10 protein-coding genes, 3 tRNA genes and 1 other annotated feature are annotated in these 14,816 nt (G+C 28.8%); of the genes, 12 read left to right on the top strand and 1 reads right to left on the bottom strand.

Going from position 1 to position 14,816, the window contains the following annotated elements:
• The first annotated feature begins 53 nt into the window (after positions 1 to 53).
• From ftsH to murD, 12 genes are all read left to right on the top strand, one after another.
• Positions 54 to 1,859 carry an ATP-dependent zinc metalloprotease FtsH gene (ftsH, locus tag NG901_RS14230; protein WP_252215900.1) on the top strand — a complete coding sequence of 602 codons (1,806 nt, stop codon included), beginning with the start codon at positions 54 to 56 and terminating at the stop codon, positions 1,857 to 1,859.
• Positions 1,860 to 2,079: 220 nt separating this feature from the next.
• On the top strand, positions 2,080 to 3,750 hold the full coding sequence (locus NG901_RS14225) for a formate--tetrahydrofolate ligase (RefSeq protein WP_252215898.1): 1,671 nt from the start codon (positions 2,080 to 2,082) through the stop codon (positions 3,748 to 3,750).
• A 127-nt stretch (positions 3,751 to 3,877) separates the two neighbouring features.
• Positions 3,878 to 4,651: a type III pantothenate kinase gene (locus NG901_RS14220; RefSeq protein ID WP_252215896.1), complete on the top strand. Its 774-nt coding sequence runs from the start codon at positions 3,878 to 3,880 to the stop codon at positions 4,649 to 4,651.
• Positions 4,652 to 4,656: 5 nt separating this feature from the next.
• The gene (dusB, locus tag NG901_RS14215; protein ID WP_252215894.1) at positions 4,657 to 5,622 is read left to right on the top strand and encodes a tRNA dihydrouridine synthase DusB; all 966 of its coding nucleotides are present in this window, start codon (positions 4,657 to 4,659) and stop codon (positions 5,620 to 5,622) included.
• A 67-nt stretch (positions 5,623 to 5,689) separates the two neighbouring features.
• Entirely contained in the window at positions 5,690 to 6,514 is an 825-nt protein-coding gene (locus NG901_RS14210) for a hypothetical protein (protein ID WP_252215890.1), read from the top strand.
• A gap of 114 nt (positions 6,515 to 6,628) precedes the next feature.
• Complete coding sequence (gene greA, locus NG901_RS14205) at positions 6,629 to 7,111, top strand: transcription elongation factor GreA (RefSeq protein WP_252215888.1); 483 nt, start codon at positions 6,629 to 6,631, stop codon at positions 7,109 to 7,111.
• Between the two features lie 44 nt (positions 7,112 to 7,155).
• Complete coding sequence (lysS, locus tag NG901_RS14200; protein ID WP_252215885.1) at positions 7,156 to 8,661, top strand: lysine--tRNA ligase; 1,506 nt, start codon at positions 7,156 to 7,158, stop codon at positions 8,659 to 8,661.
• Positions 8,662 to 8,905: 244 nt separating this feature from the next.
• Positions 8,906 to 8,980 (top strand) — tRNA-Asn (locus NG901_RS14195).
• Positions 8,981 to 9,307: 327 nt separating this feature from the next.
• A tRNA-Asn gene (locus tag NG901_RS14190) sits at positions 9,308 to 9,382 on the top strand.
• Between the two features lie 311 nt (positions 9,383 to 9,693).
• Positions 9,694 to 9,768: transfer RNA gene (locus tag NG901_RS14185), tRNA-Asn, on the top strand.
• Positions 9,769 to 9,992: 224 nt separating this feature from the next.
• Positions 9,993 to 10,159 (top strand) — a binding site (T-box leader).
• A 51-nt stretch (positions 10,160 to 10,210) separates the two neighbouring features.
• Positions 10,211 to 11,602: a glycine--tRNA ligase gene (locus tag NG901_RS14180; protein WP_252215883.1), complete on the top strand. Its 1,392-nt coding sequence runs from the start codon at positions 10,211 to 10,213 to the stop codon at positions 11,600 to 11,602.
• Between the two features lie 186 nt (positions 11,603 to 11,788).
• Positions 11,789 to 13,165: a UDP-N-acetylmuramoyl-L-alanine--D-glutamate ligase gene (gene murD, locus NG901_RS14175; RefSeq protein ID WP_252215881.1), complete on the top strand. Its 1,377-nt coding sequence runs from the start codon at positions 11,789 to 11,791 to the stop codon at positions 13,163 to 13,165.
• A gap of 156 nt (positions 13,166 to 13,321) precedes the next feature.
• Here the strand turns inward: murD and NG901_RS14170 are convergent, their stop codons facing one another.
• Positions 13,322 to 14,326, bottom strand: coding sequence for a DUF5050 domain-containing protein (locus tag NG901_RS14170; protein WP_252215880.1), 1,005 nt, complete (start codon positions 14,324 to 14,326; stop codon positions 13,322 to 13,324).
• Between the last annotated feature and the right edge of the window lie 490 nt (positions 14,327 to 14,816).

The following is a 14,816-nucleotide window of genomic DNA, read 5'->3' as shown; positions in this document are numbered from 1 at the left end:
TGAAATAGTGCTATGGTAAAATTAAAATCATGTATAAGAAAGGGGGGCCTTGAATGAAAAAATATTCAAGTGCAGCTTTGTGGACAGTAGTTTCGATTATGCTTATTTTAGCATCGGTTGCTATGTGGGAAACAGGAAAAGGCTCAGATAGTATAATATATAGTTCGTTCCAACAAAAATGGAATCAAGATCAAATTGAAAGTATTACTATAAAACAAGACAAAATGACCGTTGAAGGAAAGACTAAGGATGATAAAAGTTTTGTTACAGTAGTTCCAGACGATTTAATAACTTCTTTAATTAAAGAAACTCCTAAATCAGATGTAAGAATAAGCTTTGAACAACCATCTAATAGTGGAATGTGGCTTACAACATTAATACCAAGCGTTTTATTAGTTGTTATTTTCTTAGTATTTTTATTTGTATTTACTCAACAGTCCCAAGGTGGTGGCGGCGGAAGAGGCGTAATGAATTTTGGTAAAAGTAAAGCTAAAATGGCGATGCCTGATTCTCAAAAAGTCACTTTCAAAGATGTTGCTGGAGCTGATGAAGAAAAAGCAGAATTAGAAGAAATTGTTGATTTCTTAAAGACTCCATCAAAATATATTGAGATAGGTGCAAGAATACCTAAAGGTGTACTATTAGTTGGACCTCCAGGAACTGGAAAAACTTTACTAGCTAAAGCTATATCTGGTGAAGCAGGAGTACCTTTCTTTAGTATATCAGGATCTGACTTCGTTGAAATGTTTGTTGGTGTTGGTGCATCAAGAGTTAGAAGTTTATTTGAGGATGCTAAAAAAAATGCTCCTTGTTTAATATTTATAGATGAAATTGATGCTGTAGGAAGACAAAGAGGTGCTGGTTTAGGCGGTGGTCATGATGAAAGAGAGCAAACTTTGAATCAACTTTTAGTTGAAATGGATGGATTTGGAGCTAATGAAGGAATAATAATGATAGCTGCAACTAACAGACCAGATATCTTAGACCCAGCTCTACTAAGACCAGGTAGATTTGATAGGCAAGTTCTTGTAGGAATACCTGATGTAAAAGGAAGAGAAGAGATTCTTAAAGTTCATACAAGAAAAAAACCACTTGAAGAAAGTGTTGAATTAAATGTATTAGCAAAAAGAACTCCGGGATTCTCAGGAGCGGATTTAGAAAACTTAGCTAATGAAGCAGCTCTTCTTGCAGTAAGAAGAGATAAGAAGAGAATATCAATGCAAGATATGGAAGAAGCTATAACAAGAGTTATAGCAGGTCCTGAAAAGAAGAGTAGAGTTATAACAGATCATGATAAAAAATTAACGGCTTATCATGAAGCCGGTCATGCTGTTGTTATGAAGTTACTTCCTAATTCAGATAAAGTACATGAAATCAGTATAATTCCAAGAGGAAGAGCTGGAGGATATACAATGCAACTTCCTAATGAGGATAGAGCTTATACATCAAAATCTAAGCTTAAAAATGATATGGTAGGTTTACTTGGTGGAAGAGTTGCAGAGCACTTAATACTTGGAGATATAAGTACTGGCGCAAAGAATGATATAGATAGAGCAAGCGCTATTGCAAGAAGCATGGTTATGGAATATGGTATGAGTGATAAAATTGGTACTATATCTTATGGTTCTGATGATAGTGAAGTTTTCTTAGGAAGAAACTTAGGAAAAGGTAGAAACTTTAGTGAAGATATTAGTTCTAAAATAGATCATGAAATAAAAGATTTTATAGATGAAGCATATTCTAAAGCTGAAAAATTATTGAATGAAAATTTAAATAAGTTACATGCAGTAGCTGGGGCTTTACTTGAAAAGGAAAAGATCGAAGGTAAAGAGTTTGAAGAAATTTTTGCAAATAACTAAAGTAAAGAGATTTTTAAAAGATATTCTTTTAAAAATCTCTTTTTATTATAAATACAAATGATACAAAATTATAATTTTATAAAATTTCTAATATATACGAATGATAAAATTGATAAAATGTTAAATATTCGAAAAAATCTTTTGACTTCTATAACAAAATGCTATAATACAATTAATAGTAAGCTAAAAATTAATGTAATAAAGTATTGGAGGGTTTTTGATGAAGACGGATATAGAAATTGCACAAGAAGCAGAAATGTTACATATTAGAAATGTTGCAGAAAAGTTAGGCTTAGATGAAGAAGATATTGAGTACTATGGTAAATATAAATGTAAGGTTTCTTTAGATGTATATGAGAAAGCTAAAAATAATAGAGATGGAAAATTAGTATTAGTAACAGCTATAAATCCAACTCCGGCAGGAGAAGGAAAATCAACTGTTACAGTAGGTTTAGGAGACGCTCTTAATAAGATGGGTAAAAATGCTATTATAGCATTAAGAGAGCCATCATTAGGACCTGTATTTGGAATAAAAGGAGGCGCTGCTGGTGGTGGATATGCACAAGTAGTTCCCATGGAAGATATTAATCTTCATTTTACAGGTGATATGCATGCTATTACATCTGCTAATAATTTATTATCAGCAGCCATAGATAATCATATACACCAAGGTAATGATTTAAGGATAGACTCAAGAAGAATAATATTCAAAAGAGTTATGGATATGAATGATAGAGCATTAAGAAAAATCATTGTTGGTATGGGTGGAAAAATCAATGGTTTTGTAAGAGAAGATGGATTCACTATTACTGTAGCTTCAGAAATAATGGCTATACTTTGTTTAGCTAGTGATTTAGAAGATTTAAAACATAGAATGGGGGATATACTAATAGCATATGATTTAGATGGAAATCCTGTATATGCAAAACAGTTAGAAATTCAAGGTGCTATGGCATTATTAATGAAAGATGCGATTAAACCTAATTTAGTTCAAACATTAGAAAATACTCCAGCATTGATACATGGTGGACCTTTTGCCAATATAGCACATGGATGTAATTCTATAATGGCTACTAAATTATCACTTAAATTAGGAGACATAGTAGTAACAGAAGCAGGATTTGGTGCAGATTTAGGCGCTGAAAAGTTTTTTGATATAAAATGTAGATATGGAAACTTAAAACCTTGTTGTGTAGTTATAGTTGCTACAATTAGAGCATTAAAGCATCACGGTGGAGTATCTAAAGCAGATTTGAATATTCCAAGTGTTGAAGCACTAAAAGTAGGAATAGCTAACTTAGAAAAACAAATAGAAAATATTAAAAAATTTAATATAGAACCTGTAGTAGCTATAAATAAATTTGTTAATGATAGTGATGAAGAAGTTCAATTTATAAAGGACTTTTGTGAAAAGTTAGGTGTGAAAGTAGCGCTTTCTGATGTTTGGGCAAAAGGCGGAGATGGCGGAATAGAATTAGGTGAAGCTGTATTAGATGTTATAGAAAAAGATAAATCTAATTTTAAAACTCTTTATGATGCCAATAAAACTATAGAAGAAAAGATATTAACTATAGCAAAGGAAATCTATGGAGCTGATGGAGTTATATATAGTAATGAAGCTAAAAAACAAATTAATGAGTTAGTTAAGTTTAATTTAGATAAATTACCTATATGTATGGCTAAGACTCAATACTCATTATCAGATAATCCAAATTTATTAGCTAAACCACAAGGATTTAATATTAATGTTCAAGAAATTAGAGTATCTAATGGAGCCGGATTTATAGTAGTTCAAACAGGAAATATAATGACTATGCCAGGATTACCAAAAGTTCCAGCTGCAAATAAGATGGATGTACTTAAAGATGGCGAAATAATTGGATTATTTTAATTTATATGAAACCCTTGACAAATTAATGTGAATTGTTAAAATTAAATTGTTATTTTAAAGTAAATTACTAAATTAAGGCAGCTTTAGGGCTGCTTTTAATTTTAATATTATTAAGGTGGTGCTTTTAATGATTCTACTTGTAGATGCGGGCAATACTAACATAGTTCTAGGTGTATATAAAGATAAAAAATACATAGCGAGTTGGCGTATTTCCACTGAAGGAAATAAGACATCTGATGAGTATAGTATACAAATAATGCAATTATTTAATTTAAGTGATCTTAACCCAAAAGAGGTTAAAGGTATTATTGTTTCATCAGTTGTTCCCAATATTATGCATTCTTTAGAAAATATGTTAAGAAGATGCTTTGGTCAAGAACCTATAATAGTTGGTCCTGGAATAAAAACAGGTATAAATATTAAATATGATAATCCTAAAGAAGTAGGTGCAGACAGAATAGTTAACGCAGTTGCTGCTTTTGAAATTTACAAAAGACCAGTCATTATAATAGATTTTGGTACAGCAACAACTTTTTGCGCTGTAACTGAAAATGGAGATTATTTAGGAGGTTGTATATGCCCCGGGCTTAGAATTTCTGCAGATGCATTATTTGAAAGAGCAGCTAAACTACCAAGAGTAGAATTAGAAGTACCTAGAAAAGTAATTTGCAAAAATACAGTTTCGAGTATACAATCTGGTGTATTATTTGGATACATAGGTCAAGTTGAGTATATTGTAAAGAAAATGAAAGAAGAAATGAGCGATGGAGTAGAGCCTTATGTCATAGCAACAGGAGGTTTAGCTAATTTAATAGCAAACGAAACAGATGTAATAAATAAAGTAGATTCAGATTTAACATTAGAGGGATTAAAAATATTATACAAAAAGAATAGGGAGTAAAACAAATGAAAATAGGAAATCTGAGTTTTGATAATACTGTTTTTTTAGCACCTATGGCAGGTGTTACAGATCTATCATTTAGAGGACTTTGTAAGGAAATGGGTTGTGGACTAGTTTGCACTGAAATGGTTAGTGCAAAGGCTTTATATTATGGGAGTGAGAATACGCAAACTCTACTTAGAGTCTCTAATGAGGAGTCTCCAGTAGCAGTACAAATATTTGGACGTGAACCTGAAATAATGGCAGAAATATGTGAAAAATATTTAAATCCAAGAGAAGATGTTTGTATTATAGATATAAATATGGGATGTCCAGCTCCTAAGATAGTAAAAAACAAAGAAGGATCAGCACTTATGCTAGAGCCAAATTTAGCTTATGATATTGTAAAAGCAATAAAAAAAGTTTCTAAAAAACCTGTAACAGTAAAGTTTAGGAAAGGATATGATGATGAACATATAAATGCTGTGGAGTTTGGAAAAGTATTAGAAGAAGCTGGAGCAGATGCAATAGCTGTTCATGGAAGAACTAGAAAGCAAATGTATGAAGGTCACTCAGATTGGGAGATAATAAAGAAGGTTAAAGAAGCAGTCTCTATTCCTGTTTTAGGGAATGGAGATGTATTTTCACCAGAAGATGCAATAAAAATGAAAGAATTAACAAATTGTGATGGAATACTTGTAGCAAGAGGTAGTATGGGTAATCCTTGGATATTTAAACAAATTCAAGATGCATTGAATGGAAAAGCTGTTGGAGAAATTTCTTATCAGGATAAAATTAATATGTGTATAAGACATTATGAACTAGCTATTAAAAATGATGGAGAATACAAGGCTATAAGAGAAATGAGAAAACATGCTTCTTGGTATATAAAAGGACTTCCAAGATCCACAGAAATTAAGAATCAAATAAATATTCTTAATGATAGTGATGAAGTTATGAGTATTTTAGAACAATATAAAAATACTTTATAAATAAGAATTATTGTAAAGTTATTAGAATATGATAGTATTGATATCAATGTTATGGAGAATTTTATTTATGGATACTATTTTATATGTATATTTGAATAAAAAACGTATATATAATAAATATAATTTCTTTACTAAAATAATTGACGTATTTAAAACAAAAAAATTAAAAGATATAAAAATAGAGGAATTGGGTATTCTTATAAAAAGAGTAGAAATTCCATCTAATTTAAATGATATTGCTTACGAAAAAAATCTATCAAGGATATTAACTAAATATAATGGAAAGTATGATGAATTAAGTTTGAATGGAAAGAGCTTGTATAATTTAAATTATGCAAGTAAATTTCAAAAGGAGTTCATTTCGTATAGTATAGTACAAAGCATAAGGTTTGTTTTAATGAACCTTAATAAATCTATTAAGAATTCAAATATATTAGTAGATATTGATGAGGAAAACTTATTAGTAAGCATACTTAAAGAATTGGCTAAAGAAGGCAGAAATGTTATTCTGCTGAATAATAGCATTAATAAAATAGAAAAAATTAGAGAAACTATTATGAGTGAATATGGATTATCTATAGAAGTAATATTACGAGAAAGTAATTTACCAAATATAGATTTTGTTGTTACATCTAAAAATAAACAATATGACTGTAACAATGTTTGGTATTTAGGGGATTTTCCAACTAATTCAAATAAAGGCATATATATAAATAGTATATTATACAAAGTTCCTTGGAATATATTGTTAAAAGAAATGCCTCCACAATTAATAGCTTCTATAATTAGAAAACAAAGAAATAGTAGTATATGTGAAATGTTAAAAAGTAATGATATTACACTTGAATCAATACTGTATAATGATGTGGAAATCATATTAGGCAATCAGTAGGTTTGTTGACATATATGATACCCTGATTTATAATTAGTTAATGATTTTGAGTATAATGCCTGAAATAGGCACTTAAATATAAAAAAATTTAAGGTGATTGAAGGGGAGTAAAATATGAGTGAACCAAAACAATACGTAATGACTTACGAAGGTGTTAAGAAATTAGAAAGTGAATTAGAATATTTAAAAACTGTAAAAAGAAAAGAAATAACTGAAAAGATAAAAGTTGCTTTGGGTTATGGAGATTTAAGCGAAAATTCAGAATATGATGAAGCTAAAAACGACCAAGCATTTACAGAAGGAAAAATACTACAATTAGAAAATAAGCTTAAGAATGCAGTTGTAGTTGATGAATCAGAAATTCCAAAAGATATAGTTTCAGTTGGGTCAAAAGTTAAAGTTAAGGATTATGATTTTGATGAAGAAGTTGAATATTCAATTGTAGGTTCAGCAGAAGCAGATCCTATGAATTTTAAAATATCAAACGAATCACCAGTTGGAAATGCTCTAGTAGGAAAGAAAATTGGTGATATAGTGGAAGTTATAATTCCAGATGGCGTAAGCAAGTTCGAAATTTTAGATATACAAAGAGGCTAAAAGGGGAACCAAATAAATTAAGAAGCGATTAACGGAGGGATAATATGTCAACTGAGGAAATGAATATAAGTGAATTAGAATCTCAGTATAACGAACAAGAAGCATTGAGAAGAACTAAATTAGCAGATTTACAAGAAGCTGGTAAGGACCCTTTTGATGTTTATAAGGTAGAAAGAACTCATACATCAGAAGAAGTTAAATCTAATTATGAAGAATTAGAAGGAAAAAATGTAACAGTTGCAGGAAGAATAATGTCAAAGAGAGGACAAGGAAAAGTTGTCTTTTCAGATATTCATGATAAAGATGGAAAAATCCAATTATTTATAAAGATTGATCTTGTAGGAGAAGAAAGTTTAAAATCATATAAAACTTATGATCTTGGAGATTGGGTTGTAGCAACAGGAGAAGTATTTACTACAAAAACAGGAGAAGTATCTGTTAAAGTATCTAACTTTGAATTAATATGTAAGTCTTTAAAACCATTACCAGAAAAATGGCATGGCTTAAAAGATCCAGACTTAAGATATAGACAAAGAGAAGTTGATATAATAACTAATCCAGAAGTAAAAGAAACTTTTATAAAGAGAAGTAAAATTATTTCAGGAATTAGAGAATTTTTAGATACTAAGGGTTTCTTAGAAGTGGAAACTCCAATACTTGCGCCAATTGCAGGAGGAGCAGCTGCTAAACCTTTCGTTACTCATCATAATACTTTAGATATAGATATGTACTTAAGAATTGCAACAGAATTATATCTTAAAAGATTAGTTGTAGCTGGATTTGAAAAAGTATATGAAATAGGAAGAAACTTCAGAAATGAAGGAATGTCAGTAAGACATAATCCTGAATTTACTGCTATTGAATTATATGAAGCATATTCTGATTATAATGATATGATGGAAATAACAGAAAATATGGTTGCATATGTTTGTGAAAAAGTAAATGGAACTACAAAAGTTACTTATCAAGGTACAGAAATAGACTTTATGCCACCATGGAGAAGAGTAACTATGGTTGATGTTGTTAAAGAACATGCAGGTGTAGATTTTACTACAATAAAGTCTGATGAAGAAGCTCAAGCTATAGCGAAAGAAAAACATTTAGAATTTGCTAAGCCTTTAAATACAGTAACAAAAGGTGAAGTATTAAATGCTTTATATGAAGAATTTGGTGAAGCAAATATGATTCAACCTACATTTGTTATGGATTATCCAGTTGAAATTTCACCTCTTACTAAAAAGAAGAGAGGAAATGAAGAATTTACTGAAAGATTTGAAGGATTCGTATTCGGAAGAGAATTATGTAATGCTTACTCAGAATTAAATGACCCTGTAGTTCAAAGACAAAGATTTGAACAACAAGCTAAGGAAAGAGAACTTGGTGATGACGAAGCATATATGTTAGATGAACAATTTATGAGTGCGTTAGAAACAGGTATGCCACCAACAGGTGGAATGGGAATGGGTATAGATAGACTTATTATGTTCTTAACAGATGCATCATCTATAAGAGACGTAATATTATTCCCAACAATGAAACCACAAAAATAGTATTAAATAATTTAATTTTATCAAAAGTCCCATATTATAATATTATGGGACTTTTGACATATAAAAGATTATTAATCAAAGAATAGTTATGAAGAACATTTATATATGGATAAGTAAAATTCTGATGTCATTTTACCTATGAATATATCAACATTATCTTAAAATTTAGCTTAATTAACAAAAAAATTATAAAAAAGGGTTGAGATTTATAAAAAATCTGTTATAATAGTAAAAGTAATGACGTTCCGCGATAGCTCAATGGTGGAGCACTCGGCTGTTAACCGATAGGTTGGAGGTTCGAGTCCTCTTCGCGGAGCCATTTTTTTTATCTAAAAATAGTGTGAATTTAACTATGTTTATATAAGATAATAAAATGTATAGTTTTTAATAGGAGTTTTATAAAAGTAGATAAAGTCTATTTTTATAAAACTCTTTTTGATGTAATAAAAATAAATTACTAATATTCATTTTATTTAGGTAATAATTAAAAAAGTCCATTTACAATGCCACTTCACCTATTGCATATATCAACACTGTTTTAAAACATAGCCTATTAGTAAAATGTAATTTATAAAGAATTAAAAAAAGTTTCAAAAAGGGGTTGCAATATTATAATAATCTGATATAATAGTAAAAGTAATGACGTTCCGCGATAGCTCAATGGTGGAGCACTCGGCTGTTAACCGATAGGTTGGAGGTTCGAGTCCTCTTCGCGGAGCCATTTTTTTATCTAAAAATAGTATAAACTTAATCATGTTTGTATGAGATGATTAAATATATGTTTTCTAGTAAGAGTTTTATAAAAGTAGATAAAGTCTATTTTTATAAAACTCTTTTTCATGTGATAAAAGTAAATCAGTAATGTTTATGTAATAATTAAAATATTGAATATATATCTATAGATATAAAGATATTAGGTTACAGAAAGTATAAAAAAGTTATCAGCTAAAATGTAAATTATAAAAAACAAAAAAGTTCAAAAAGGGGTTGCAATATTATAATAGTCTGATATAATAGTAAAAGTAATGACGTTCCGCGATAGCTCAATGGTGGAGCACTCGGCTGTTAACCGATAGGTTGGAGGTTCGAGTCCTCTTCGCGGAGCCATTTTTTTTATCTAAAAATAATATAAATTTAATCATGTTTATATATGATAATAAAATACATAGCTTTTCTTAGGAGTTTTATAAAAGTAGATAAAGTCTATTTTTATAAAACTCTTTTTTGTTTCAATAAAAAGAGTTTATATTTTAAAATAACATATATATTAAGAATAGGAGGTTTTTTACTTGACATCTAAAAGCCTTTTGATAAAATTAATATATAATTGAATATACACAGTGAAAAAGATTAGTAGTTTTAATGTTTTTTTAGAGAGATGATGTTTGGTGGAAATCATTATAATATTAAAATGAATGGAACTTTTGAGTGTAATGAGAAGAAAGTCGGGCTTAAGCTAAGAAGGGTGGAACCGCGGAATTAATATTTCGTCCCTTTATGGTTATAGGGCTTTTTTTATTTTATGAAAATAAATTGGAGGTAAGAAAGAATGGCAGTAGAAAAGACAATGGATAAGATTGTAGCTCTTTGTAAAAATAGAGGCTTTGTATTCCCGGGATCAGATATATATGGTGGATTGGCGAACTCATGGGATTACGGTCCTTTAGGAGTAGAATTTAAAAATAACGTTAAAAAAGCTTGGTGGAAGAAGTTTGTACAAGAAAGTCATTATAATGTAGGACTTGATTCAGCTATATTAATGAACAGTGATGTTTGGGTAGCATCAGGTCATGTTGGTGGATTCTCAGATCCATTAATGGATTGTAAAGAATGTAAAGCTAGATTTAGAGCTGATAAAATAGTTGAAGATCATATGACTGAAAATGGTGCAGAAGTAGCATCTGCTGATGGCTGGACTAATGAACAATTAAAAGAATACATTGAAAGTAACAACATAGTTTGTCCTAAGTGTGGAAAGATGAATTACACAGACATAAGAAAGTTCAATCTTATGTTTAAAACATTCCAAGGTGTTACAGAAGATGCTAAATCAGAAATTTATTTAAGACCAGAAACAGCTCAAGGTATATTTGTAAACTTTAAAGCTGTACAAAGAAGTTCTAGAAAAAAAGTACCATTTGGAATAGCTCAAATAGGTAAATCATTTAGAAATGAAATTACTCCAGGAAACTTTACGTTCAGAACAAGAGAATTTGAACAAATGGAATTAGAATTTTTCTGTAAGCCAGGAACAGATTTAGAATGGCATAAGTATTGGAAAGATTATTGTTGGAATTTCTTACTTAATTTAAATGTAAAAACTGAAAACTTAAGAATGAGAGATCATGGTGAAGAGGAATTGTCTTTCTATTCTAATGCAACATCTGATATAGAATATTTATTCCCATTTGGTTGGGGTGAACTTTGGGGTATAGCTGATAGAACAGACTATGACTTAAAAAAGCATCAAGAACATTCAGGTCAAGATTTAAATTACTTAGATCAAACTACTAATGAAAAGTATATACCTTATGTTATAGAACCATCATTAGGTGCAGATAGAGTTACTTTAGCATTTTTAATTGAAGCTTATGATGAAGAAGAATTAGATGGAGGAGATTCTAGAACTGTATTACATTTACATCCAGCACTAGCTCCATTTAAAGCGGCTATATTACCACTTTCTAAAAAGCTTTCAGAAAATGCTTTAGAGGTATATTCTAACTTAAGCAAAAAATTCAATATTGATTTTGATGAAACAGGAAGTATAGGAAAGAGATATAGAAGACAAGATGAAATAGGAACTCCATATTGTATAACAATAGATTTTGATACATTAGAAGATCAATGTGTTACTATAAGAAATAGAGATACTATGGAGCAAGAAAGAATTAAAATATCTGAATTAGAAGTTTATATAGAAAAAAGCTTAGAATTTTAATTTGAATTTTTTATAAAGTAATATTTGTTATAGGTCATTTTAAGCTAGGACAGTTCTTAGTTTAAAATGACTTTTTACACATGTGATAAAATATGAAAATAATAATGTTATAATTTATAACATATGGGGAATTTTAATAATATATAAATAGTATAAGTTATAATCATATTTGTTTGGAGGCAAAACATGAAAGATGATTTTAAAAAATTTAAAGATTTTATATACAAAAAAAGAGTTGGGGTTGTAGGAATAGGAGTAAGCAATATTCCTCTTATCAATTTTTTAATTAAATTAGGTGCAGAAGTAACAGCATTTGATAAAAAAACAGAAGAAGAATTAGGAGAAGTATCTTCTGATTTTAAAAATAAAGGTGTAAATCTAGAGCTTGGAGAGAATTATTTAGATAAACTTACAGGATTTGATGTTGTTTTTAAAACTCCATCTATGAGAATAGATAGTGAATGTTTAGTTAAAGTTAAAAAAGAAGGTGCATATGTAACTTCTGAAATGGAAGAGTTCGTAAGATATTGTAAGGCTAAGATATATGGAATAACAGGAAGTGACGGAAAAACTACTACAACTACTATAGTATCTAAAATGCTACAAGAAGAAGGATATAAAACTTGGGTTGGAGGTAATATAGGAACGCCTCTATTTTCTCAAATTGAAGAAATAAAGGCAGAAGATAGAGTTGTACTTGAATTATCAAGTTTTCAATTAATGACTATGAATCTACCAATGGATATAGCAGTATGTACTAATTTGGCTCCAAACCATTTAGATATGCATAAGGATATGCAAGAGTATATTGATGCTAAGAAAAATATATTCTTATACCAAGACACTAATAATGTATTAGTAATAAATCGTGAAAATGAAATCACTTATGGATTTGAAGATGAAGCAAAAGGAATAGTAAGAGAATTTAGTTCTAAGAGAGAAATAAAAGATGGTGCTTACTATAAAGATGGGATTCTATATGTAGACAGTAAAGAAGTTTGTAAAAAAGACAATATAGTTATAAAAGGTATGCATAATGTAGAAAATTATTTAGCTGCATTTATAGCTACTAAAGATGATGTATCTATAGAAAGCATGAAAAAAGTTGCAGAAAGCTTTAACGGAGTTGAACATAGATGTGAACTTGTTAGAGAAATAAATGGAGTAAAGTATTATAATGATTCAATAGCTTCAAGTCCAACTAGAACACTAGCAGGTCTTAAAGCTTTTGATAAAAAGGTTATATTGATAGCAGGGGGATACGATAAGCATTTATTGTTTGAACCATTAGCAAATGAAGGATATCCATATATAAAGGAATTAATCTTATTAGGTCAAACTAAAGAAAAGATAAAAGAAGTGTTTAAGAAATTAGAAAACAATACAGGAATAAAAATAAACATTTCAGAAGTAAGTACTTTAGAAGAAGCAGTTGAAAAAGCACAAAGTTTAGCAAAAGAAGGCGATATAGTTACATTATCACCAGCTTGTGCATCTTTTGATATGTTCCCTAACTTTATGATTAGAGGAAATAAATTTAAAGAGATAGTTAGTAATTTATAATGTATTATTTTAAAAACATCTAGATAATTTAGTATAAAGTTAATGTACAGAGGAAATCATTTTAATATCAATGAAAAGTAAAAACAGAATGATTTAAAACATAGCCCAATAATAAAGAAAAGACTGATGATACTAGAATACCATCAGTCTTTTTGTCTAATTTTTTGCAGAAAATTGATAATAATATATATTATTAATATTTATAGATTTTTCATAAAATATTCCTGAGCTAGTTAAATAATAATTATTTAGAGATTCAGAAATATACGGCTTTGAATCAACTTTAGAATTAGGTAAATCTACAGATAAAGAATATAAATAATTTGAGTCATCATTATTTATGAAAAATAATTGATTATTTATAGACTTTAAATTCCCTCCACGTAAAGTTGAAATTCTTTTTGATTCTAAAGTTGTTATATTTAATGAATATAATGTTTCGTTATCAGATGTATTAAAAAATAAGATTTCTCCATCAAATGGAATAAAACTATTAGCAGTATAATCAGTTAATTTAGTTCTATTAGTACCATCATTTTTAACGTAATAAAGCTTTGAATTATCACTTAAGTTTTGATAGATTAAAAAATCTCCATTAACTATAAAAGATCCAACACTATCTAAAGATAATGCAGAAGATGTATTTTTACTTATATCATAACTGTATAATTTCTGATTATCATTTTTATTTATGTAAAATAATTTATCGTTTGAAGAAATTAAACTATAAACAGAATCTTTATTTAAAGAGGTATATGTTTTATCAGAAACATTTATAGAAGATAGTCCATTGCTATTACTTCCATCTGCAAAATAAAGAGTACTATTTACTAAAGCTAAGTCACCAGTATAATAATCAACTAGATCGTTTAAATCACTACTTTTCAATATATCCTTTGGAAGAGGAGCATTTATCATTGAAATTCTATTGTTCTCATCTGGATTAGGAAATATTAATGTATCATTGTTAAATACAAATGGACAACGAAAAGAAGTTGAGTCAGTTAATATAAATGGTGAAATTGAATTGGATGTTAACTCGCTGGATGAAGAAATTGTTGAAGTTGATTTATCAACGCTTTTTTTTTCTTCTTGTTTAGTACAACCTACTATAAACAAAGTAGAACATAATAAAAGTAAGCTTAATATTTTTTTTATCATAAAAAATCCCCCCAAGTAGTATATTAAAGGTTAATTTAATAATTTTTATTAACATTTATAGTATTAATATTATGATAACTTGCGCAAAGAGTAAAGAATATATGTAGTGTTTTAGGGTGGTAAAATGTAATGTGGGAATAAAAAGGCAATAACTCACCCACGTGTATCAATATATGTAAAAGTTAAATAAATGAAGGTAAATAGAGAAAAATTCGTTTAATTTATTATAATAAGCTAAAATAAATGTATATAACAATACATAATCATGATATCATAATATCCGTTGTGAGCGATAAATAAATGTCGAAGCAACAGTGCAAAATTAGTTGAAAGTTGATTAAAAATATTTGAAAAAAATGTTGACAACTAAAACTGATAATGTTATTATAATAAAGCGGTCGAAAGACAGCGAAGATCTTTGAAAATTGAACAGAACAAGAAACATTAAAATAAACCAGCAATTCTTTATTTGAGTAAGTCAAGATTAAAC

It is taken from the genome of Clostridium sp. CMCC3677 (assembly GCF_023845585.1).
Taxonomy (GTDB): Bacteria; Bacillota; Clostridia; order Clostridiales; family Clostridiaceae; genus Clostridium; species Clostridium aquiflavi.
This window is presented reverse-complemented; position numbering and strand designations above follow the sequence as displayed.